This is a genomic window from Pseudoxanthomonas sp., from assembly GCF_002863005.1.
Classification (GTDB): Bacteria; Pseudomonadota; Gammaproteobacteria; order Xanthomonadales; family Xanthomonadaceae; genus Pseudoxanthomonas_A.
In genome coordinates this window covers 16,857-39,086 of record NZ_PKDG01000050.1, presented here as the reverse complement: position 1 = coordinate 39,086, position 22,230 = coordinate 16,857, and the positions used below count along the sequence as shown (strand labels likewise).

At 69.5% G+C, this 22,230-nt stretch carries 16 protein-coding genes; 12 read left to right on the top strand and 4 right to left on the bottom strand.

Annotated features, from left to right (window positions below):
* The 6 genes from CYU89_RS17255 to CYU89_RS17230 all read left to right on the top strand — a co-directional run.
* A partial coding sequence (locus CYU89_RS17255) for an ATP-dependent DNA helicase (RefSeq protein ID WP_296282778.1) occupies positions 1-897 on the top strand: 897 nt, incomplete at its 5' end.
* Positions 898-948: 51 nt separating this feature from the next.
* The gene (gene tsaB / locus CYU89_RS17250; protein WP_296282777.1) at positions 949-1,692 is read left to right on the top strand and encodes a tRNA (adenosine(37)-N6)-threonylcarbamoyltransferase complex dimerization subunit type 1 TsaB; all 744 of its coding nucleotides are present in this window, start codon (positions 949-951) and stop codon (positions 1,690-1,692) included.
* Positions 1,693-1,790: 98 nt separating this feature from the next.
* On the top strand, positions 1,791-2,201 hold the full coding sequence (locus tag CYU89_RS17245; protein WP_296282776.1) for a GntR family transcriptional regulator: 411 nt from the start codon (positions 1,791-1,793) through the stop codon (positions 2,199-2,201).
* A gap of 15 nt (positions 2,202-2,216) precedes the next feature.
* The gene (locus CYU89_RS17240) at positions 2,217-3,125 is read left to right on the top strand and encodes an ATP-binding cassette domain-containing protein (RefSeq protein ID WP_296282775.1); all 909 of its coding nucleotides are present in this window, start codon (positions 2,217-2,219) and stop codon (positions 3,123-3,125) included.
* Positions 3,126-3,135: 10 nt separating this feature from the next.
* On the top strand, positions 3,136-4,977 hold the full coding sequence (locus CYU89_RS17235) for a hypothetical protein (RefSeq protein ID WP_296282774.1): 1,842 nt from the start codon (positions 3,136-3,138) through the stop codon (positions 4,975-4,977).
* A 34-nt stretch (positions 4,978-5,011) separates the two neighbouring features.
* Entirely contained in the window at positions 5,012-7,093 is a 2,082-nt protein-coding gene (locus CYU89_RS17230; protein WP_296282773.1) for a prolyl oligopeptidase family serine peptidase, read from the top strand.
* A gap of 3 nt (positions 7,094-7,096) precedes the next feature.
* Here the strand turns inward: CYU89_RS17230 and CYU89_RS17225 are convergent, their stop codons facing one another.
* Together CYU89_RS17225 and gshB are read right to left on the bottom strand one after the other, a co-directional pair.
* The gene (locus tag CYU89_RS17225) at positions 7,097-7,972 is read right to left on the bottom strand and encodes an energy transducer TonB (RefSeq protein WP_296282772.1); all 876 of its coding nucleotides are present in this window, start codon (positions 7,970-7,972) and stop codon (positions 7,097-7,099) included.
* Position 7,973: 1 nt separating this feature from the next.
* Positions 7,974-8,921 (bottom strand): glutathione synthase, encoded by a 948-nt coding sequence (gene gshB, locus CYU89_RS17220; RefSeq protein ID WP_296282771.1) that lies wholly within the window; start codon positions 8,919-8,921, stop codon positions 7,974-7,976.
* 243 nt (positions 8,922-9,164) lie between these two features.
* On the opposite strand from gshB, the gene pilG reads away from it, so the two are divergent.
* From pilG to CYU89_RS17190, 6 genes are all read left to right on the top strand, one after another.
* Positions 9,165-9,566: a twitching motility response regulator PilG gene (gene pilG / locus CYU89_RS17215; RefSeq protein WP_162110591.1), complete on the top strand. Its 402-nt coding sequence runs from the start codon at positions 9,165-9,167 to the stop codon at positions 9,564-9,566.
* A 53-nt stretch (positions 9,567-9,619) separates the two neighbouring features.
* Positions 9,620-10,150 carry a chemotaxis protein CheW gene (locus CYU89_RS17210; RefSeq protein WP_296282780.1) on the top strand — a complete coding sequence of 177 codons (531 nt, stop codon included), beginning with the start codon at positions 9,620-9,622 and terminating at the stop codon, positions 10,148-10,150.
* A gap of 34 nt (positions 10,151-10,184) precedes the next feature.
* Complete coding sequence (locus tag CYU89_RS17205; RefSeq protein ID WP_296282770.1) at positions 10,185-12,221, top strand: methyl-accepting chemotaxis protein; 2,037 nt, start codon at positions 10,185-10,187, stop codon at positions 12,219-12,221.
* 90 nt (positions 12,222-12,311) lie between these two features.
* Positions 12,312-18,323, top strand: coding sequence for an Hpt domain-containing protein (locus CYU89_RS17200; protein ID WP_296282769.1), 6,012 nt, complete (start codon positions 12,312-12,314; stop codon positions 18,321-18,323).
* Positions 18,310-19,557, top strand: coding sequence for a chemotaxis protein CheB (locus tag CYU89_RS17195; protein WP_296282768.1), 1,248 nt, complete (start codon positions 18,310-18,312; stop codon positions 19,555-19,557). The genes CYU89_RS17200 and CYU89_RS17195 overlap by 14 nt, the downstream gene beginning before the upstream one ends.
* A 10-nt stretch (positions 19,558-19,567) precedes the next feature.
* Positions 19,568-20,038, top strand: a complete 471-nt coding sequence (locus tag CYU89_RS17190; protein ID WP_296282767.1) for a chemotaxis protein CheW — start codon at positions 19,568-19,570, stop codon at positions 20,036-20,038.
* A 65-nt stretch (positions 20,039-20,103) separates the two neighbouring features.
* Here CYU89_RS17190 and CYU89_RS17185 read toward each other — a convergent pair whose 3' ends face one another.
* Positions 20,104-20,835, bottom strand: a complete 732-nt coding sequence (locus CYU89_RS17185) for a 16S rRNA (uracil(1498)-N(3))-methyltransferase (RefSeq protein WP_296282766.1) — start codon at positions 20,833-20,835, stop codon at positions 20,104-20,106.
* Positions 20,826-22,226: an adenosylmethionine--8-amino-7-oxononanoate transaminase gene (bioA, locus tag CYU89_RS17180; protein ID WP_296282765.1), complete on the bottom strand. Its 1,401-nt coding sequence runs from the start codon at positions 22,224-22,226 to the stop codon at positions 20,826-20,828. The genes CYU89_RS17185 and bioA overlap by 10 nt, the downstream gene beginning before the upstream one ends.
* Positions 22,227-22,230: the final 4 nt, after the last annotated feature.

Below are 22,230 nucleotides of genomic sequence, written 5' to 3'. Positions count from 1 at the left end.
GTACTCTGGTACGAACTGACGCCACGCGCCTTCCGCTGCCAGCGCACCCCGCTGGACGTGTCCGGGCCCTTGCGCCAGCACCGCGAGCAATCGCGCGCGGCGTGGGTGTTCACCTCCGCCACGCTGGCGGTCGGGGGGCGCTTCGACCATCTCGCCGTGCGGCTGGGACTGGACGATCCGCCGACGATGCTGCAGCCGAGCCCGTTCGACTGGCCGCAGCAGGCGTTGTGCTACCTGCCCACCGGATTGCCGGATCCGAATGCGCCCGGTTACGGCGCTGCGCTGATCGCGGCATTGCGACCGGTGCTGGTCTCCTCGCAGGGGCGCGCATTCCTGTTGTTCGCATCGCATCGCGCGCTGCGCGAAGCCGCCGACGCGCTGCGGGGCGGGCCGTGGCCGCTGTTCGTGCAGGGCGAGGCGCCCCGCGGCACCCTGCTGGAGCGCTTCCGCGAATCGGGAAACGGCGTGCTGCTGGGCGCGGCGAGTTTCCGCGAGGGCGTTGACGTGGTCGGCGACGCGTTGAGCGTGGTGGTGGTGGACAAGCTGCCGTTCGCCGCGCCCGACGATCCGGTGTTCGAGGCGCGCCTTGAAGCGGTACGCCGTGCCGGCGGCAATCCTTTCCGCGACGAACAGTTGCCGCAGGCGGTGATCGCGCTGAAACAGGCGGTGGGCCGGCTGATCCGCAGCGAAACCGACCGCGGCGTGCTGGTGCTCTGCGATCCGCGCCTGACCGGCAAACCCTACGGGCGCGTCTTCCTCGATTCGCTGCCCCCGTTCCGTCGCACCCAGCGCGTGCAGGACGTCCAGCGCTTCTTCGGTGCCGAGATCGAGGAAGCCGCGCCGCCAGCGGTGCCCGCCGGCGACGCGGACGACTGGTTCGCCGATGCACGCTTCTGATCGCGGCCCTGCCGCGTTTAAGCTAGCCGCTTCGCTCCTTGCGCACGACCCATGAAGCTGCTCGCCTTCGAAACCGCTACCGAAGCCTGTTCCATCGCCGTCTACGTCGATGGCGAGGTGCGCGAGCGCTTCGACGTCGCGCCGCGACGCCATGCCGAACTCGCCTTGCCCTGGGCGGAAGCCTTGCTCGCCGAGGCCGGCCTGGCGCGCAGCCAGCTCGATGCGATCGCCCTGAGTCGCGGCCCCGGGGCCTTCACCGGAGTGCGCCTGGCCATCGCGCTGGCGCAGGGCATCGCGCTGGCGCTGGATCGGCCGCTGGTACCGGTGTCTACGCTCGCCGTGCTCGCGGCGCAGGTGCCGCCGCCGCCGGTGAGCGCGGGCGAGGGCGGCTGCGATGTCGCTGCGCCGCGCGCCATCCTCGCCGCCATCGACGCGCGCATGGGCGAGATCTACACCGGCACGTTCGTGCACCGTGGCGATCGCCTCGAGGCGACGTCCGGCGAAGCGGTGGTCGCGCCCGCGGACTACGTGCTGGCCGGCGACGCGCGTGGCTGGGTCGGCGTGGGGACCGGCTTCGCGGCCTCCGAGGGCGTGCTCGCCACCCGGCTGGAGACGCGTTTCGCCCGCATCGATGCGCATGCGCTGCCGCATGCGTCGGATCTTGCGAGGCTGGCGGCGGATGCCTTCGCGCGCGGCGAGGGGATCGCGCCGGAACATGTCGAACCCGCCTACCTGCGCAACAACGTCGCCCTGACCCTCGACGAGCAGAAAGCGCTGCGCGCCGCGCGCAGCTGAGCCGACCGAGCTTTCCGCCGGGGGATGCCATCGGTCATAGTTGACCCGGATGGCGCAGACTGTACTATTCGTATTAGTACAGTTGAGCGAATCCCGCCATGGCCCGTACCACTCCCCTGATGTTGCAGATCGCCACCGGCGACGCGCGGCCGATCGTCCGCCAGATCATCGACGGTATTCGGCTGAAGATCGCCGCCGGTGAGTTGAAGCACGGCGACCAGTTGCCCAGCGTGCGCGGCCTGGCCCAGCAACTGACGATCAATCCGAACACCGTGGCCAAGGCTTATGCGGAATTGACCACGGAGGGCTGGCTGGCGTCGCGCCAGGGCATGGGGCTGTACGTGGCGGCGCCACGCCAGCGTCTGTCCGATGCCGAACGCGAACGACGCCTGGACGATGCCATCGGACGCTTCGTCAACGACGTGATCCCGCTGGACTTCCCCCCCGAGGACGTGCAAGCCCGCGTTTCGCACGAATTGCGGCGCTGGTCGCCGCGCCGCACCGCCTGAGCAGGACGCGCATCCATGTCCGACGACTACGTCATCGAAACCCGCGCGCTGACCCGCCGCTACGGCCGCAAGCTGGCGCTGGACCATCTGGACCTGGCGGTGCCGCGCGGGCGCATCCATGCGATCGTCGGTGCCAACGGCGCCGGCAAGTCCACGCTTTTCCGCATCCTCCTCGGCTTCCTGCCACCGTCGTCGGGGGCGGCGCGCATCCTCGGCCGCGACAGCCAGTGCCTGCGGCCCGACGACCGCAGCCGCATCGGCTTCGTCAACGAAGAACACACGCTGCCGGGATGGATGCGGGTCGATCAGGTGCGCGCCATGCAGCAGCACCAGTACCCACGCTGGAATGCACGGGCGTACGACGATGTCATCGGCCACTACCACGTGCTGCCGCGCCAGAAGGTGTCGCAGCTCTCGCGCGGTGAGCGCGCGGGATTCAACCTGGCGCTGGCGCTCGCGCAATCGCCGGAACTGCTGGTGCTGGACGAGCCGACGCTGGGGCTTGACGTGGTAGCCAAGCGAGCATTCCTCGAGTCGCTGTTGTACAGCACCGCCGCCGAACACTGCACGGTGGTGTACTGCTCGCACCAGATGGAGGAGATCGAGCGCGTCGCCGACAACCTCATCATCCTCGAGCGCGGGCAGCTGAAGCACATGTCCGCGCCCGAAGACTTCACGGCGCGGGTGTCGCTATGGATCGCCGACGTTCCGTTCAAGGGTCCGGACCCGCGCACCGTGCCCGGCCTGCTTGAAGTGCAACGCCTGGATGGCCTGCACCACTACCTCGTGCTGGACCAGGACGAAGGCTTCGCCGACTTCCTGCGGGCGCAGGGAGCGCGCTCGCTCCAGTGCATGCCGGTGAGCCTGGACCGTGCGGTCAACGGTTTCCTGGCCAAGAACCACGCCGCCCCCGCGGCCGCCTGAGGAGATGCCCATGTTCGATTTCTTCAGGAGCGAGCTCGTCCGTTTCCGCGCCTGGGCGGTACTCGCGGCGGTGGTGCACGTGCTGGCCCTGGCCTTCATGGCACGCGTGGTCGATCTGGGCCAGCAACCGCTGCTCGTGCATCGTGTGATCGGCGGCGTGTACGCCTTGTGCGGTCTGTTGCTCGGTCTGTACCAGATGGGCAGCTACCGCAAGCCCAGCCAATGGGTGAGCCTGCTGCACAGGCCGATGCCGCCCGGTCGCATCGCCCTCGCGCTGTCGGCGTCGGCGTCGGTGCTGCTGGCGGTCGCCGTGGCGCTCCCGCTGCTGGCCATCGCAGCCTGGCAGGAGACCCTGACGCCGCGCGTCGTCGATGCGCGCCACTGGCTGCTGCCCCTTTCGGGCTGGCTGATCGCCACCACTGCCTACCTTGCAGGTGCGTTCTGCGGCCTGCGCGGCTGGCGCTGGTCCGGCGCGGCACTGGCGCTGTTGGTCTGGCTGTTGGTCAGCCGTGCATATGGGCCGGCGATGATCGCGGTCGAACTGGTCGTGCTGGCCTGGCTGGCGCTGCTGTTGCGCGTCGCCTTCGCCGCCGACCTGGATTCGCCTCCACGCCACCTGCTGGCGACCGCCGTTGTCGCGTTGCCATTGCAAGTGGCCTTGCACCTTGCGCTCCTCGTACTGCTGTTCTGCATCGAGATGCTGTGGGTCATGCAGGGCAGCCATCCGAACAACACCCCGGCGCCACCCCCTGGCGGGCACAACGAAGTGGAAAAGATGGATGCAAGGGACCGCATGATCGCGGGCCTGCGCGGCAGCCAGCATCCCGATGCCGCGTTGCTGCGGGAACAGATTCGCCTGTCCGATCCCGAGGGGCTGGGCGTGCAGGTACCGAAGCTGCCGCAACGCCAGGAACTGGCCAATTTCCGCCCGATGGAGTTCGACGACGGAGAACGCCGCGAACGCTGGGTGTTCAGCCACGACGACATGCGCCTGCAGGGCTATCGTCTTGCCGACAATCAGGCGGTGGGCACGCTGGGCGTGGGTCCGTCGCACGCGCCGTTTCCTGCCGTGGTACTGCCCAGTGACGGGTTGCCGGGCATGAACCCCGGGGATGCGGTGCTGGTCGGCGGCGACACTCTGTACCAGTACAGGAGCCAGCAACGCCAGGTGGTGCCGCGCCTGCGCGTGAGGACGGGCGAAACACTGATGGGGGGCGGACCGCTGGGGCAGGGCGTGGGCATGCTCAGCGATCGCGCACTGTACTTCTACGACGGACGCCCGCTGGTGGAAGACGATGCCGTGGTATCACCCCGATTGCGCGTGCCGTTGCCGGGCGCGATGGGCGACCTGCGCAATCTGGACATGATCGAACTGGTCGATGGCCACCTCATCTCGCTCGCCTTCTCGGCGAAGTCGCACGCCGATGGCGCCGCGCCCGTGCAGATCACGCTGCGCACGCACGACGATGGCCGTATCGAATCGGTGCATCGCCGGGCGCTGGCCTTCGACTATCCACCTGTCTACCGCTACCGCGACTGGTGGCCTTCGCCGCTCCTGTCGATGATCGAAACGGAAGCACGCGACCTGTTCTCGCCGCCGCTGCCGCTCGATGTCGTCCATCCCGCGCCACGTCCGATGTCGATGGCCTGGCTGGCAGGCGTGCTGTCGCTGCTGTCGCTGGTCGCAGCGTTCTGGCGGACCTCGCTGACCGGGCTCTCGCCGGCCGCGCGCTGGGGCTGGGTCGCGGCATGCGGGCTGATCGGCTTGCCGGCGCTGGGCAGTCTCTGGCTACTGGTGCCAACACGCGAGAACGCACCCGCGATGAATCCGTCCCATCCAGCGACGGCCTGACGGCGACCGCCCTCGACCCTTCCCGGAGAACCGCATGAGCCTTCTCTCTTCCGGCGCCTGCAGGCGTCCGTGGGCATCGCTGTGGCTGGCGGTCGCGATGCTCGCGTCGGCGCCCGCATCAGCGGCAGCCGACACGGCACTGGTCCGCTACCTCGCCACGGAGCGCGCGCGTGCGCCTTCACCGGTCTTGCCGCGCGGCGTCTTGCTGCAACGGGGCTCGATCATCGACATCCGCCTATCGCCGGACGGGCGTCGCGTGGCGTGGCTGCGCGAGCGCGGCGAACACCAGGAGCTCTGGCTGCACGTCGTCGCCGACCGCGAACCCCGCCGCCTGCTGGCGGACACGGCGGCACAGGCGCTGGACTGGAGTCGTGACGGACGCTGGCTGCTGTTGCGGTCGGCGCGTGACCTGCAGGCGATCGCCGTAGCGGGACAGGGAGGTTCCGGTCGCATCGCAGCGCTGGGCGATGGCAGCGCGACCGCAATGCTCGATGTCGACCATAGCCAGCCTGCGGCCGTACTCCTCGTGGAACGCGAAGGCACCGTCGCCGCACCGCGCGCCTGGCGCCTGGTGCGCGTGGACATGCGCGGACGGCGCACCGTGGTGTGGCAGGACCGCCAGCGCATCGTCGATGCGTTGCTCCGGGACGACGGCACGGTGGCCTGGCTGCAGCGCGTGGAAGCCGACCGCCTTGCCATCGTCGCTATCGATCGGGCGGTCGCGACGCAGGTCGTGCGCCACGACCCCAGCCGGCGCTGCGCACTTCGGGGCATCGCGGCCGATGGCTCGGCATGGGTGAGGACCGACCTGGACGGGGATCTCGCGCGCGTCGCACGGCTGTCGCGCGAAGGACGCCTGCACGACGTGCATGCCGATCCCGACCGCGTGGCGGACGTGGACAGCATCATCGAGGATCCTGTCGACCGGCGGCCACGCTTCGTCGCCTATCGCAGCACGGCCGCCACGCTCCACGCGCTGGATCGCGACGATGCAGCACACCTGGCGGTCCTGCGCTTGAAGCTGGCAGGCGGCGACCTTGCCCTGCAACTCGGCGTGGGTCGCGAGGCGCGCTGGCTGGTGGAGGCCTCGTCGCCGCAGAATCCCCTGCGGCGCTGGCATCTCTACGATCCGGCTTCGCGGACCCTGTCGTCGTTGCTGGAGGAAACGCCGGTGGACCGTCGCGGCGGCAGTGCGGCGGTCGTGGTGCCCGAAGCATCGCTCGCACGGCCGCTGCCGTTGACGTGGAAGGCATCGGATGGGCGCGCGCTGCACGGATTCCTGTGGCTGCCGCCGGGGCGCGATGCCGCGGAGCTGCCGTTGGTCGTGGTGCCCCATGGGGGGCCCTGGAATCACTGGAAGCCCGAGTACCGGTCGCTGAGCCAGTTGCTCGCCAACCGCGGTTATGCGGTGTTCGAGCCCAATTTCCGCGGATCGACCGGTCATGGTCGCGATTACGTGCTCGCCGCGGGTGCGGATTTCGGCAATGGCCGGGTGCAGCGCGACATCACCGACGGAACGCGCTGGCTGCTGGCGCAGGGCGTCGGCGATCCGGATCGCGTCGGTATCGCGGGCGCGTCCTTCGGCGGATATTCCGCGCTGCTCGGCGTCACCTTCACGCCGGACCTGTTCAAGGTGGCGGTCGCCACGGTGCCGCCGCCGGACTTCGGCTGGGTGCTGCGCTGGGTGCTACGCAATCCCGAGGCGCTGGATATCGGCGGCGCCGTGTCGATGGAGACATGGTTGCGGGGGCAGGGCATCGACGTGGCGGATGCTCAGGCGATGGCGCGCCTGCACGCGCAGTCCCCGCTGGCGAATGTCGAGCGCCTGCAGCGGCCGGTACTGCTGGTGGCAGGCGGCGAGGACCGCCGCGTGGGACTGGCGGGCGTCGTCGAGTACGCCGCGCGACTGGAACTGGCGAACAAGGAGGTCGCACTGCTGGTCGACGCGCAGGCGGGCCACGACGGCGGCTCGCCGATCGCCCGGGAGGCGCGCGCCTACCTCATCGAAGCCATGTTGCATCGCGAACTCGGTGGCATGCCGCCGGCATCGCCGGACCCGGAACTGCGGGGGTACCTGCGCAGGAATCTCCGCCTGCCGGGCGCCCTGGCGCCCTGACGCTCACTCGTCGCGCACTTCGCCCCCGGGCAGGAAGCGCCAGGTGCGGGTGACGTGCAGGATGTCGACGTTCTCCGCCGTTTCCGGCAAGGGCGGGAACGGCGAGGACAGCTGCACGATGCGCTGCGCCGTCGAATCGAGCAGGGGGATGCCGCTGGACTGGATGATGCGGGTCTGCTCGACGCTGCCGTCGCGTCGCACTGCCACGCTGATCACCAGCGTGCCCGCGAGGCGGCGGCGCCGCGCTTCGTCGGGGTAGTTGAGGTTGCCGACGCGCTCGGCGCGGTCCACCCACGCGCGCAGGTAGTTCGCGTAGACGTATTCCTTCGTGCTCGCCGACACGAACTTGCGCTTCGGCCGCTTGGCGTACAGCTCGGAGCGCAGGTGGTACTCGGCGGCCAGCCGCGCCATCTCGGCATCGCGCTGTACCTTCTGCTCGCCTTGCGGAAGCTCGGGCTGGTCGGGTTGCGGACGGGCTTCCGGGGCAGGCGTGCGGGCGTCGCTGTCGCGCGTGGTCACCACGCGGGTTTCCTGCGGTGGCGCCGGCGCGGTGGTCTGCGCGCGCAGCGGCTGCGGCGCCAGTCCGGTGTCGGGCTGGGGAATCCAGCCGGCCTGGCTGTCGCGGGGACGCCTGGCCTGGTCGCTTTCTCCGCCGCCCTCCTGGTTGGCGGCGGCCAGGAAGTCGGCCTCCTTCGGCGTCAGCGGCGTGCTGGTCTGGCTCAGGATCACGTCCAGCGTCGGCATGACGGGCGCGGCATCGTCGAGCGCAAAGCCGACGCCCAGCACCAGCAGGCCATGCACGATCAGCGACAGCGCCAGCGTGGCGCCGAGGCGTTCGTTGGCGCCGATCCTGGGCGGTGGTACGGGAACCGCCGACATCTCAGCGCGCCATCTTCTTCTCGATCACATCGAACAGCTGCCCGGCGATGTTCAGGCCGAACTGCGCATCCAGCTCGCGCACGCAGGTGGGGCTGGTGACGTTGACTTCGGTGAGATAGTCGCCGATCACGTCCAGGCCGACGAACAGCATGCCGCGTCGCTTCATCTCCGGACCGACCTGGGACGCGATCCAGCGGTCGCGGTCGCTCAGCGGCCGGCCTTCGCCGCGGCCACCGGCGGCCAGGTTGCCGCGGAACTCGTCACCCTGCGGGATCCGCGCCAGCGCATAGTCGACCGGCTCGCCGTCCACCAGCAGCACCCGCTTGTCGCCGTCCTTGATGCCGGGGATGAACCGCTGGGCCAGGGTCAGGCGGCCGTCGCCGACCAGGGTTTCCAGGATGACGTTGGTATTGGGGTCGCCGGCCTTCACGCGGAAGATCGAGCGCCCGCCCATGCCGTCCAGCGGCTTCAGCACCGCCTCGCCGTGCTCGGCGACGAAGGCCTTCAGTGCGGCCGGGTCGCGGCTGACCAGCGTGGGCGGGCAGCAGTGCGGGAACAGCAGGGCGGCCAGCTTCTCGTTGTAGTCGCGCAGTCCCTGGGGGTCGTTGACGATCAGCGCGCCGGCCTGCTGTGCGATGCCCAGCACGTGGGTGTCGTAGAGATACTGGTCGTCGACGGGCGGGTCCTTGCGCATCAGCACGACCTGGCCCGGACCGAAGGCGAGCTCACGCGCTTCGCCGAGGGTGTACCAGTCGGCCTTGTCGTCCCGTACGGTGAGCGGGGCCACCTGCGCGTGCGCCACGCCGTCGCGCAGTGACAGCCGCCCGGGCGCGACATAGTGCAGGCGATGGCCGCGCCGCTGGCCTTCCAGCAACATGGCGAAGGTGGTGTCCTTGGCGATCTTGATGGACCCGATCGGGTCCATGACGACGATGACGTCCAGCGGCATGGGGAGGGTTCTGCGGGAGACGCCGCGATGGTATCAGGGCGCGTGCGGTCGCCGCCCCGTGTGCGGGTGGAACACCCTGTCGCGGGTGCCGGCGAAAACTGCGACGCAGTTCGCATCATCCCGTTCATCGGAACGGCGGTCGGCGCTGCGGCTTGACAGTGCGCGCCGTGATAGGGGATATAGGCAGCAACGCAGCGTGGCCGGTTCGTCAATGAAGCCACGCGCGCATGGGGAAATCAGGTAATGACGCAGAACGAAGGCCAGGCCGGTGGATTCCACGGCCTACGGGTCATGGTGATCGATGACTCGAAAACCATCCGCCGCACCGCGGAAACCCTGCTGAAACGCGAGGGTTGCGAAGTCGTGACCGCGACCGACGGGTTCGAGGCCCTGGCCAAGATCGCCGACCAGCAGCCGCAGATCATCTTCGTGGACATCATGATGCCGCGCCTGGACGGGTATCAGACCTGTGCGCTGATCAAGAACAACCAAGTGTTCAAGTCCACGCCGGTCATCATGCTGTCGTCCAAGGACAGCCTGTTCGACAAGGCGCGCGGGCGCATCGTCGGCTCGGAGCAGTACCTGACCAAGCCGTTCACGCGCGAGGAGCTCCTCGACGCCATCCGCGCCCACGTCAGCACCTGAGGGGCTGGCGCCGTGGCGACCATTCGCATTGAAGGCACAGGGGGCGGGCGATGATCCGCACACCGTTCGACACGCTCGCCGAATACGAGCGCCGCAGCCTGGCGCACGCCGTGCTGCAGCCGGCGCGCGAGATCGCCCAGGACCAGTACCGCGGCGTCGGCTACCGTGTCGGCAAGCGCCGGCTGATTTCCAACTTCGGGGAAGTGGTGGAAATCGTGCAGATGCCGCCGGTCACGCCGGTGCCGGGCGCGCACCCGTGGCTGCTGGGCATCGGCAACCTGCGCGGCAACCTGTTCCCGGTGGTCGACCTGAAGCAGTTCCTCGAAGGCGAGCGCACCGTGCTGCACGAGGGCCAGCGCGTGCTGGTGATGCGCCAGGCCGGCGGCGACGTCGCGCTGACCATCGACGAGCTGTATGGCCAGCGCAGCTTCCACGAATCGCAGCAGGTCGAGCCGGGGGATCTGGCGGACGGCCGCTACGGGCATTTCATCGATCGCGCCTTCGCCAGCGACGATCAGCGGTGGGGCGTCTTTGCGCTGGGGTTGTTGGCGCGCACGCCCGAATTCCGCCAGACCGCGCTCTGAGCGCGTACGACAAGCACAATCCAGGGGTTGAACGATGAGCACTGCGACGGATTCTCCTAGCGCCGGCAAGGTCGGCAGTTTCGGCAACAACTTCTGGTTGCTGCTGCTGGCGCTGTCGGTGCTGGTCTTCGGTGCCAATACCGGCGTGGCGACCTACCAGGGCAGCCGGTTGTCCGGTGCCAGCACCGGCGCATCGGACATGCGCGTGCTGTCGCAGCAGCTGGCCAACCAGGGCCGTGAAGCGGTGGCCGGCAACGCCGAGGCGTTCAAGGCGTTCAAGGAGACTAAGCAGTCGGTCGAAGCCACGGTGTCCAGCCTGCAGAGCCGCTTCGGCAGCGAGGGCGCCATCGCCGGTCCGCTGGCCAAGCTGAGCGCCACCTGGGCACCGCTGGGCAAGAGCGCCGACCAGATCGTCGCGTCCGAAGCCGCCGTGCTGGCGCTGGCCGGCAACGCGGACCGGTTCGCCACCCAGGTCCCCAACCTGCAGGCGCAGCTCAACGAAGTGGTGCGTGCCATGTCGGCCGGCGGTGCGCCGTCGTCGCAGATTTACAGCGCCCTGCAGCAGGTGGTGCTGGCGGGCACGATGGCCCGTCGCGTGACGGAAATCCGGGCTGGCGGCGCCGGTGCCGCGACCGCGGGCGACGCGCTGGGCCGCGACGCCGTGCTGTTCGGCCAGGTGCTGGACGGCCTGCGCGACGGCAACCCGGACCTGGGCATCGCGCCCGTCCGCAACGCCGCGGCGCTGTCGGCACTGCAGAATTCGCAGACGCTGTGGACGGCGATGAAGAAGGACCTGGACGCAATCCTGGCCAGCTCGCGCAACCTGTTCGCGGCGCAGTCCGCCGCGGCGGCGCTGACCAACGGTTCGGGCGAGATGCTGCAGGACAGCACCAACCTGTTCCAGGCGTTCTCGGCCTTCGGTTCTGTGCGCGATACGCGCCTGTTCCCCAATTTCTGGCTCGGCATCGCCTCGGGCATCGCGGCGCTGGTCTCCATCATCGGCCTGCTGTGGTCGCTGTACCGCACCCGCCAGCGCGAGCAGGAGATGCGCTACCAGACGCAGGTGGAATACAACAGCCGCAACCAGCAGGCGATCATGCGGCTGCTGGACGAAATCAGCTCGCTGGGTGAAGGCGACCTGACGGTGAAGGCCTCGGTGACCGAGGACATGACCGGCGCCATCGCGGACGCCATCAACTACGCCGTGGACGAACTGCGCAACCTGGTGACCACCATCAACGACACCTCGGTGCAGGTGGCCGCGTCGACCCAGGAAACCCAGGCGACGGCCCTGCAGCTGGCGGAGGCCGCCGGCCACCAGGCCGACCAGATCACCACCGCGTCCGACCGCATCAGCGAGATCGCGACCAGCATCGACCAGGTGTCGAAGAACTCCACCGAGTCCGCCGAAGTGGCGCAGCGCTCGGTGCAGATCGCGACCGAGGGTGCCGGCGTGGTGCGCGAGACGATCCGCGGCATGGACCAGATCCGCGACCAGATCCAGGAAACCTCCAAGCGCATCAAGCGCCTGGGCGAGTCCTCGCAGGAAATCGGCTCGGTCGTGGAACTGATCAACGACATTTCCGAGCAGACCAACATCCTGGCGTTGAACGCCGCCGTGCAGGCGGCCTCGGCCGGTGAAGCGGGCCGTGGTTTCGCGGTCGTGGCCGACGAAGTGCAGCGCCTCGCCGAACGCACTTCGGGCGCGACGCGCCGCATCGAATCGCTGGTGCAGACCATTCAGGCCGATACCAACGAAGCGGTCAGCTCGATGGAGCAGACCACCGCCGAAGTGGTCTCCGGTGCGCGACTGGCCGAGGACGCGGGTACCGCGCTGGGCGAGATCGAGCGCGTGTCGAACGACCTGAACAACCTCATCAAGGGCATCTCCGGTGCTGCGCAGCAGCAGTCCGCCGCCGCGCTGGACATTACCCAGACGATGGGCGTGATCCGCCAGATCACCTCGCAGACCTCGCTGGGCGCCGGGCAGACGGCCGAGTCCATCGGACACCTGGCGCAGTTGGCCGCGGACCTGCGCCGTTCGGTCGCCGACTTCAAGCTGCCGGGCTGAGGACGGGACGCAACGCATGAATTTCCTACGCCATCCCGCCCGCCTGCAGCGCGAGGCTGACGGTTCCCTCGTCGCCGCGGGAGCCCGCCCATGAGCGCGCTGCGCGAAGCCATGAGCCACGCCGTGCTCGGCTGGGTGAAGCCCGAACTCGACGAGACCCTGCGCCAGGTGCGCCAGGAAATCGAGGCGTTCGTCGAGGCGCCCGCCGACACCAGCCGCATGCGCTTCTGCGCCGGCTACCTGCACCAGGTGCAGGGCACCCTGCGCATGGTGGAGTTGTATGCGCCGGCGATGGTGGCCGAAGAGCTCGAGCTGCTGGCCAAGGCCTTGCAGGACGGCAGCGCGGGCGATCGCGACGAAGCATGCTCCACGCTGATGCGCGGCGCCGTGCTGTTGCCGGATTATCTGGAGCGGCTGCAGGAAGGCCATCGCGACATCCCGATCGTGCTGCTGCCGTTGCTCAACGAGATCCGCGCGGCACGTGGCGCGTCCGGGCTCAACGAGAGCATGCTGTTCCCGCCGGGGTCGCGCGACGATGCGGCGCCAAGCGAGGCCGAGATCGATCACGCGCGCAGCAGCCTCAGTGGCCGCAACCGCGAGCTGCTCGACACCGTCGGCAATGCGGTCAAGGAAGAACTGCTGCGCGTCAAGGACGCGCTCGACCTGCACCTGCGCACCGGCAGCGACGCGCACGAACTGGAATCGCAGGTCACCGAACTGGGCAATGTCGGCGATACGCTCGGCATGATGGGCCTGGGTGTGGCCCGTGACGTGGTCATGCAGCAGCGCGACACGCTGCGCGAGGTCGTGGCCGGGACGCGTCCCGCCGACGAAGGCACGCTGCTCGACGTGGCCGGTGCCCTGCTTTATGTCGACGCATCGCTGGACGACCAGGTCGCGCGCCTGGGCAGCGGTGGCGATGCCAGCCCGGACCCCAGCGCGGCCGAGTCGCAGCGCACGGTGGAAGTGCTGGCGCAGGAAGCCATCATCAATTTCGCCGGCGCGCGCGAGCGCTTCGTCGCGTTCATCGAGACCAACTGGGATCACGCCGAACTGGTGGAGGTGCCGCGGCTGCTGGACGAAGTGGCTGGTGCCCTGCGCATGCTCGAGCTGGGCCAGGCCGGCGACTACGTGGTCGGCGTGAAGCGCTACGTCAGCGGCGAGCTGATCGGCAAGAAACGCGTACCGGGCGGCCAGCAGCTGGACACGCTGGCCGATGCGATGGCCAGCTTGGAGTACTACCTGGAGGCGCTGCGCGAGCGGCGTCCCAACCGCGAGGACATCCTCGAGATCACCCGCGGCAGCCTGGAAGCCCTGCGCTACTGGCCGCTGCCCGCCGAGACCGTCGTCGCCGAGACGCCCGCCGCCGCGCCCGCGGCCGAGGCATTGCCGGTGCCGCCACCCGCGGTCGACGTACCCGCGCTCCCGTCGTTCGGCGAGCTGTCGCTCGAGCCGGTAGATGCCGCGCCTGCACCAGCACCGCATGCCGGGGCGAACCCGTTCGATCCCGTCGGCTTCGAGGAAGCCGACAGCGTCGAGGCACCGACGATCGAAGTCGCCCCGGCAGGGGCGGAACCGACCGTCGACAGCGAAGAGGTCGCCACGGCGGATATGCCGGCCGACGCCCTGCCCGGGATGCCCGAAGCGCCCGTTGCCGTGTCGGACGCCGACGCCGACGCGCTGCCCGACCTGCGCCACGAGATCGCTGCCGCAGCGGCCGCCATGCCGGCTGCCGTCGTAGGCGGTTTCGACGGCGATACCACCGACATCGACGACGACATCCGCGAGGTGTTCCTCGAGGAATTCGACGAAGAGATCGTCAACCTCCGGCAGCTGCTGCCGGCCTGGCGCAGCAATACCGAAGACCTCGAACGCCTGCGGCCGATCCGCCGCGTCTTCCACACGCTGAAGGGCAGCGGCCGTCTGGTCGGCGCCAAGACGCTCGGCGAATTCAGCTGGAAGGTCGAGAACATGCTCAACCGCGTGCTCGACCGCACGCGCGCGCCCAGTCACGCCGTCGAAGTCCTGCTGGAGCAGGCCTGCGACGCGTTGCCCCAACTCAATGCCGCGCTGCGCGGCCAGGGAAGCGTGACGGCGGACCTGGCCGGCCTGCAGGACGTGGCAGACCGGCTGGCGGCGGGCGAAGACGCCTACTACAGCGCGGAACCGCCGGTCCTCGACGACGAGGCCGACTTCGTCGAACCCGCCTCCGTCGCGCCGCCGGCCACCTTCGCGGACGACGCGCCAGCCGTGTTCGAGCCGGAAACCGAGGGAACCCCGGCATCGGTCGACGCCGTGCTCCGCGAAATCCTCGAGGCCGAAGTCGACAACCACCTCGATACCGTCGACCACTGGCTGCAGAAGGCCCAGGTGGAGGCCACGCCGGTCAGCGAAGATCTGCTGCGCGCCATCCACACGATGAACGGTGCGCTGGCGATGGCCGACGTGCCCGAGATCACCCAGGTCACCGCGCCGGCCGAACAGTACGTCAAGCGCCTGCTGGCCGCGGGCGAAACGCCCACGCCGGAAGGTGTCGCCGCACTGGCCGATACCGCGCAGGCGATCCGCCGCAGCGTCGCCGCGCTGCAGGCTCCGTCGCCGCGCATCCCCGTGTTCGCCGCACTCGCAGGCCAGTTGCGCGCGCTGGGCGACAGCCTGCCCGACGTGCGCCACGGGGCGCAGATCGTCGACGACACCCAGCAGGGCACGTACGTCGGCCAGACCACGGCCGCGCCGGTGTCGCCGTCCGACATCGAACTGGCGGCGCTCGACCTGTCGGCATACCTCGACAGCGAGACGTTGCAGGGCGCCGGCGAAACGGCTGCCGCGACGTCGCAGCAGGGCGGAGCATCCGACGACCTGTCTCTGCCTGCTTCCGACGAGCACACCGACGCCCTCGCGCCGGTCGAGGCGCATGACGCGCCCACGCCCGTCGAACAGGACGTCAAGACGTTCTACGACATCGATTACCGCATCCTGCCCCGCACGCGGGCCGCGGATGTGGAGGGTGCACCGGCACCGGTCGAGGCGCTCGCCACGGATGCGCCGGCAGCCATCGAACAGACCGACATGGCCATCGGCGAGCCTGAGCTTTCGCTTGAGGCTGCCGCAGAAGGCGTCGAGCCGGCGGCCGATGAAGTGGAGCCGGTCATCGCGGATGCACCGGCGCCGGCCGCCGACGAGGCAGTGCCCGGCGTCGACGACGATGCCCTGACGGTCGATGGCGATCTGCCGGCCTTCCTCGCCGAAACCGACGGGGCGCAGGCCGCGGATGAAGGTGCCGAGGCGGCCGATGACGCCGTGCCGGCGTCGACGGCTGAAGAAGCCGCGACGGCGGACGACCTCGCCCTGACCGACATCGGCGCGGCCGATGCCACGACCGCATCGGCGGGGATCGCCGACGAAGCCGAGGTTCCGACCGCAATCGAGGACGACAGCGCGATGGCTGACGATGCTGTCGAGACGGGCGATCCGTCGCACGTGCCGTCCGACGATGCCGGAATCGCCGTGGACTTCGCCAGCAGTGCCGTGACGGATGAGGCGCCCGCCTCCGATGCGATCGCCGTGGACGGGGGCGACGTGCCTGCCTCCGCCGAGGACGCCATCGTCGAGGACTCGACCGTGGCCGAAGACGCGGATGCCGGCTTCGACGACACCGTCGAGGTGGCCGAGGCGCCGGAACCGGCGCCGCTGGATGTCGAAGCCGTTGCCTCCGTCGAAGCCGAGGAGTCTGCCGTGACCAGTGCACCCGCCGACATGCCGGAGCCGGAAGAGGCCCTCGACCTGACCGGTCTCGACCTGGACCTGGTCGAGATCTTCGTCGAGGAAGGCAACGACCTGCTCGACCACGCCGACGACCTGATCGCCAAGCTGCGTGAAACCCCGGAAGACCGCGCGCTCATCACCAGCCTGCAGCGCGACCTGCATACGCTGAAAGGCGGCGCTCGCATGGCCGGCATCCATGCCGTCGGCGACCTGGGGCATGCGATCGAGACGATGCTCGAGTCGATCGCGGGCCAGCGCACGGAGCTGGACCGCCGCGCCATCCAGTTGCTGGAACGCGGCTTCGATACGCTGCATGGGCAACTCGCCCGCGTCACCGCGCGCCGCGCGGTCTCGATCCCCGACGGCATGATCGCCGAGTTCAACGCGCGCGCCCGCGGCATCGAGCTGCCGGATGCGCCCGTCGTCTCCGACGCGCCCGCTGCGCCGATCGAACTCGCGCCGCTGTCGGCACCGATCGATACCGAGGCCGCCGCGCCGGTGGAGGAAGAGTTCTTCCCGGTGGGCCAGCAGGAACAGGTCCGCGTGCGCGCCGACCTGCTCGACCGCCTGGTCAACAACGCCGGCGAGGTCGCGATCTACCGCGCGCGCCTGGAGCAGCAGCTGGGCGCGTTCCGCGGTGCCATGGCCGAGCTCGACCGCACCAACATCCGCATGCACGACCAGCTGCGTCGTCTCGACCTGGAAACGGAAGCGCAGATCGTCGCCCGTTACCAGCGCGAGCACGACAAGCAGGATCCCACGTTCGATCCGCTGGAACTGGACCGCTTCTCCACGCTGCAGCAGCTCAGCCGCGCGCTGGCCGAGTCGGCCGCCGACATCAGTGGCCTGCAGGGCGTGCTGGACGATCTCGCGCGCCAGTACGACAGCCTGCTGCAACAGCAGTCGCGCGTCAGCTCGGAGCTGCAGGATGGGCTGATGCGTGCGCGCATGCTGCCGTTCGAAGGCATCGTGCCGCGCCTGCGCCGCGTGCTGCGCCAGGCGGCCACCGAGACGCACAAGCAGGTCAGCCTGCAGTTCGCCGGTACGCACGGCGAAATGGACCGCAACGTGCTGGACCGCATGACCGCGCCGCTGGAACACCTGCTGCGCAACTCCGTGGCGCATGGCCTGGAAACACCGAAGGAACGCCGCAAGGCCGGCAAGCCGGAAGAAGGCACCGTGCACGTCGCGCTGCGCCGCGAGGGATCGGAAATGGTGCTGGAGGTGTCCGACGACGGCGCCGGCCTGAACCGCGACGCCATCCGCAAGCGCGCAGAGCAGCGCGGCCTGCTGCAGCCGGGCGCCGTATTGCCCGACAGCGCGCTGGACCGCCTGATCCTGGAGCCCGGCTTCAGTACCGCCGACAAGGTCAGTCAGTTGGCGGGTCGCGGCGTCGGCATGGACGTGGTCTACAACGAAGTGCGCCAGCTCGGCGGTTCGCTGGAAATCAGTTCCGTGCCCGGCAAGGGCGCCACGTTCACCCTGCGCCTGCCGCAGACGCTGGCGGTCAGCCAGGCGGTGTTCGTGCAGATCGGCGAAACGCAGTTCGCGGTGCCGGTGGCGGCGGTCAGCGGTATCGGCCGCATCAGCCACGCCCGCTTCAGCGCCGGTGCCGGCAGCTACCACTACGCCGGCGAAGACTACCCGCTGTACAACCTGGGCCACTTGGTCGGGCAGGGTGCCGCCAAGGCCGAAGGCCAGCCGCAGGTGCCGCTGCTGCTCGTGCGCTCCGGCGACCTGCGTGCCGCCGTGGCGGTGGACCAGGTGCTCGGCAACCGCGAGATCGTGGTCAAGCCGGTCGGCCCGCAGATCTCCTCCATCCCCGGCATCTACGGCGCCACGATCACCGGCGACGGCAGCGTGGTGGTGATCCTGGATGCGGCACCGCTGGTGCGCCGCCACCTGGCGCAGCCGCAGGAGCCTGCAGCGCAGGCGCCGGCGGTGGAACAGCGCCGGGTGCCGCTGGTGATGGTGGTCGACGACTCGCTGACCATGCGCAAGGTCACCAGCCGCGTGCTGGAACGCCACAACTTCGAGGTCAGCGCCGCGCGCGACGGCGTCGAAGCGCTGGAAAAGCTGGAAGAGCGCGTACCTGACCTGATGCTGCTCGATATCGAGATGCCGCGCATGGATGGCTACGAGCTGGCCACCGCGATGAAGGCCGATCCACGCTTCAAGGACGTGCCGATCGTGATGATCACCTCGCGTACCGGCGACAAGCATCGCCAGCGTGCCTTCGATATCGGCGTGCAGCGCTACCTGGGCAAGCCCTACCAGGAGCTCGATCTGATGCGCAACGTGTACGACCTGCTGGGAATCGCCCGTGTCCGTGAGTGAAGCCAAACGCGTAGCCCTGCTGGCGCGCCCGGGCGAGGCGCGCGAGCGCCTGCGCGTGGCGCTGCACGACGCCGGCGCCGAGATCGTGCTGGAAGACGACCCCAACGCCCTCGACGCCGACGCGCTCGGCAACAGCGCGCCCCATGTGGTGCTGGTGGCGCTGGAACCGGCCATCGAGGACAGCCTCGAGCGCTTCGACAGCGTCTTGCATGACCCGGCCGTCGCCGTGATCTTCGACGAGGCCGATCTGGCCGCCAAGCGCCAGGGTTGGGAGGCCCAGCGCTGGGCGCGCCACCTGGCTGCCAAGCTGCATGGCCATCGCGACGTGCTGCCGCCCGGTCGGGAAGAAGACGTGGGCCTGCAGCTCGAACCGGGATTGCCGGTAACGCCGGCGCAACTGCACGAAGGCGCAGAGATTTCCCTGCACGTGGAGGAAGCGGCCGACATGGCGCTGGAACTGCCGAGCGACGATTTCGCCTATACCGGCGGCCTGCAGGTGCGCGAGGGGAACGAGCAGGTCGTCGACGTCGATGACTGGCTGCGCGCGGCGTCGCCGCAATCCGAATCCGACCTCCCGCAGACGCCGCCGCCGCTGCCCGAGTTGCCCGCTGCGGTTCCGCCGCCCTTGCCCGGGTCCGTGTCCAAGTCCACCTTCGATCTCTCGACCCTGGAGCTCGAACCGCTGGATGGCGCATCTGCAGGCGCGACGCGCGTGCAGGGCGCGGTGCTCGTATTCGCCGGCATCGGGGGACCCGACGCCGTGCGCAAGTTGCTGGCCGATCTCCCGACCGGCTTTCCCAAGCCGGTGATGGTGCACCTGCGCCTGGATGGCGGCCGTTACGACAATCTGGTGCGGCAGATGGAGCGGGTGTCGCACATGCCCGTGCTGCTCGCCGAAGCAGGCAAGGCCGCCGACGCCGGACACGTCTACGTGCTGCCCGGCGACGTCGTGCCGTTCGTCGATGCCGGCGCCGTGGGCTTCCGTCCCGGCGACGCGATCCAGGCCACGATTCCCCAATTGCCGCCGGAAGACAGCGCGGTGTTGCTGCTCAGCGGCAGCGACACCGGACTGGTGGATGCGGCGGCGGCGCTCGGCAAGCAGGGTGCCCTGGTCATGGGCCAGTCGCAGGAGGGCTGCTACGACCCTGCCGCACCGAAGGCGCTGGCCGCCCGTGGCGCCGAACTGGGCACCCCCGCGCAACTCGCGCAGCGCCTGACCGACCGCTGGTTCTGAAGGACACACGATGGCCCATTCCAACGACGAAATCCGCGGCGTCCTGATCCAGGCGGGCGAATACCGGTTGCTGCTGCCCAATGCCACCGTGGCGGAAGTGCTGACACGCGCGCCGGTCGAGCCGGTTGCCGACATGCCCGACTGGTTGCCGGGACGGATCGACTGGCACGGCTGGGCCGTGCCGCTGGTCGCCTTCGGGCGCCTGACCGGCAACGCGAGCGAGCCAGTCGCGCTGAACAGCAAGATCGTCGTGCTCAAGGCGTTGAGCGGCGACAAGGATCGCCCGTACTTCGCCCTGCTGACGCCGTCCTTCCCGCGGCTGGTGTCGGTACCGCGCGACGGCCTGCTGGCCGATGCGACCGAGGAGGATCTCCCCGTCGGGGTGAAAGTCCGCGTGCTGCTCGGTGATGAAGCCGCCGTACTGCCCGACCTGGAAGTGGTCGAAACGATGATCGGCGACGCGCTGGCAAGCGCGGCCTGACGTACCCCGCTATCTGCAGGAGCGGCCGTGGGCCGCGCCTGAAGTTTTCTCTTCGGCGTGGCTTCTTACAGGTCGCCGAAGCGCGACTGCAGTGCGGCGATGGCGGCGAGCCCGGCCGTTTCGGTGCGCAGGATGCGCGGGCCGAGACGGAGCCCGATGAAGCCCGCCGCCGACAGCGTGTCGCGATCGCGCGGCGACCAGCCGCCTTCCGGCCCGATCGCGACCACGACCGCAGCTGCATCGATCTTCACCGTGGCCAGCGACACGTCGCCGGTCGGGTCCAGCGTCAGCTTCGTCGTCCCATGATCGACCGCCTGTGCCGCGTCGCCCAGCGCCGTGGGTACCGCCAGCGACGGCAGGCGCGCACGGCCGCTCTGTTCGCAGGCCGAGGCGATGACGCTGCGCCAGTGCGCCATGCGCTTTTCCGTGCGCTCGGCATCGAGCTTCACTTCGGTGCGCTCGGCCATCACCGGGATGACCGAGGCCACGCCCAGCTCGGTCGCCTTCTGCAGGATCAGGTCCATCTTCTCGCCACGCGCGATGCCCTGCAGCAGGCTGACGCGCAGCGGCGACTCGTTGTCGACGTCACGCGCACCGACCACGTCGGCCAGTACGCCCCGCTTGCTGATCGCGGCGATGCGCGCGTCGTAGTCGCGTCCGTCGCCATTGAACAACACGCAGCCGTCGCCCTCGCGCAGGCGCAGTACGCGGGCAAGATGGTTGGCTGAGGCGTCGGGCAGGGCGATCGACGTGCCGACCGCCAGGCCGGCATCGACGTGGCAGCGGGTCAGGCGCATGACGTGGCCTCGTCGATGGCGTGGCGGGTGACGTCGGCGAGGAGTTGCAGGGCATCCTCGTCCACGCAGTAGGGCGGCATCCAGTACAGCACGTCGCCCAAGGGGCGCAGCACCACGCCGCGTGCGAGCGCGGCGCGGTACGCCTTCAGCCCGATACGTGCCGCGGCGGGGAAGGGTGTCGCCTTGTCGCCGTCCTGGGTGAGTTCGAACGCGAGCATCATGCCGGCCTGTCGCACGTCGGCCACATGCCTGTGCGACGCCAGCGGTGCGGCGAGCGCGGCCATCGCGTGGGCCGTGCGGCGGTTGCGCGCCAGCACGTCATCGCTGCGGAAGATGTCCAGCGATGCCAGCGCAGCGGCGCAAGCCAAGGGATTGCCGGTATAGCTGTGCGAATGCAGGAACGCGCGTTCGCGCGAATCGTCCAGGAAGCCGTCGTAGAGCGCCTGGGTGGCCAGCACCGCGGCCAGCGGCAGGAAGCCGCCGGTCAATCCCTTCGACAGGCATAGCAGGTCGGGCATCACGCCGCTCTGTTCGCTGGCGAACAGCGTGCCGGTACGCCCGAAGCCGACCGCGATCTCGTCGGCGATCAGGAACGCGCCGCTGGCATCGCACAGTTCACGAACGCGAGTCAGGTAGTCGGCGTGGTGCATGCGCATGCCGCCCGCGCACTGCACGCGTGGCTCGACGATCACGGCACAGACCTCGCCCGCATGCTGCTCCAGCAGCCTGCCCAGCGCGTCGGCAGCACGCGCGGCGCACGCGGCCGGCGATTCCCCGGGGTGCGCCAGGTAGGCATCGGGCGAGGGCGCGAACACGGCCTCCGTCAACAACGGCGCATATACGCGGCGGTACAGCGGAATGTCGCCGACCGCGAGCGCGCCGAGCGTTTCGCCGTGGTAGCCGTTTTCCAGCGCGATGAACTTCGTGCGCCGGTGGTCGCCGCGGTTGTGGAACCAGTGGAACGCCATCTTCAGCGCCACTTCCACGCCGGACGAACCGTTGTCCGCGTAGAAAACCTTGGCCAGCGGCGCGCGACCCGCCTGCCGCGGCGCCACCGCCAGCAGCCGTTCGGCCAGTCCGATCGCCGGCGCATGGGTGAAGCCGGCCAGCATCACCTGTTCGAGTACGCCGGCCTGGGCCGCGATGGCGGCACCGATCCTAGGCTCAGCGTGGCCGAACAGGTTGGTCCACCAGCTGCTCACCGCGTCCAGGTAGCGCGACCCGTCGTGGCCGATGAGCCACGCGCCCTCGCCCCGGGCGATCGGGATCAGCGGCAAGGTGTGCGGGTGTTCACGCATCTGCGTGCAGGGATGCCACAGCACGGACAGATCACGGGCACGCCAGTGGTCCGCCTCTGCTAGCATTCCCGCTTGATGATCCTGTTGTCGCATCCCC

Excerpts from the sequence above, each read along its gene's own strand:
- tsaB (WP_296282777.1), top strand. The coding sequence starts at position 949 with ATGAAGCTGCTCGCCTTCGAAACCGCTACCGAAGCCTGTTCCATCGCC.
- CYU89_RS17245 (WP_296282776.1), top strand. The coding sequence starts at position 1,791 with ATGGCCCGTACCACTCCCCTGATGTTGCAGATCGCCACCGGCGACGCG.
- CYU89_RS17240 (WP_296282775.1), top strand. The coding sequence starts at position 2,217 with ATGTCCGACGACTACGTCATCGAAACCCGCGCGCTGACCCGCCGCTAC.
- CYU89_RS17235 (WP_296282774.1), top strand. The coding sequence starts at position 3,136 with ATGTTCGATTTCTTCAGGAGCGAGCTCGTCCGTTTCCGCGCCTGGGCG.
- CYU89_RS17230 (WP_296282773.1), top strand. The coding sequence starts at position 5,012 with ATGAGCCTTCTCTCTTCCGGCGCCTGCAGGCGTCCGTGGGCATCGCTG.
- CYU89_RS17225 (WP_296282772.1), bottom strand. The coding sequence starts at position 7,972 with ATGTCGGCGGTTCCCGTACCACCGCCCAGGATCGGCGCCAACGAACGC.
- gshB (WP_296282771.1), bottom strand. The coding sequence starts at position 8,921 with ATGCCGCTGGACGTCATCGTCGTCATGGACCCGATCGGGTCCATCAAG.
- pilG (WP_162110591.1), top strand. The coding sequence starts at position 9,165 with ATGACGCAGAACGAAGGCCAGGCCGGTGGATTCCACGGCCTACGGGTC.
- CYU89_RS17205 (WP_296282770.1), top strand. The coding sequence starts at position 10,185 with ATGAGCACTGCGACGGATTCTCCTAGCGCCGGCAAGGTCGGCAGTTTC.
- CYU89_RS17200 (WP_296282769.1), top strand. The coding sequence starts at position 12,312 with ATGAGCGCGCTGCGCGAAGCCATGAGCCACGCCGTGCTCGGCTGGGTG.
- CYU89_RS17190 (WP_296282767.1), top strand. The coding sequence starts at position 19,568 with ATGGCCCATTCCAACGACGAAATCCGCGGCGTCCTGATCCAGGCGGGC.
- CYU89_RS17185 (WP_296282766.1), bottom strand. The coding sequence starts at position 20,835 with ATGCGCCTGACCCGCTGCCACGTCGATGCCGGCCTGGCGGTCGGCACG.
- bioA (WP_296282765.1), bottom strand. The coding sequence starts at position 22,226 with ATGCGACAACAGGATCATCAAGCGGGAATGCTAGCAGAGGCGGACCAC.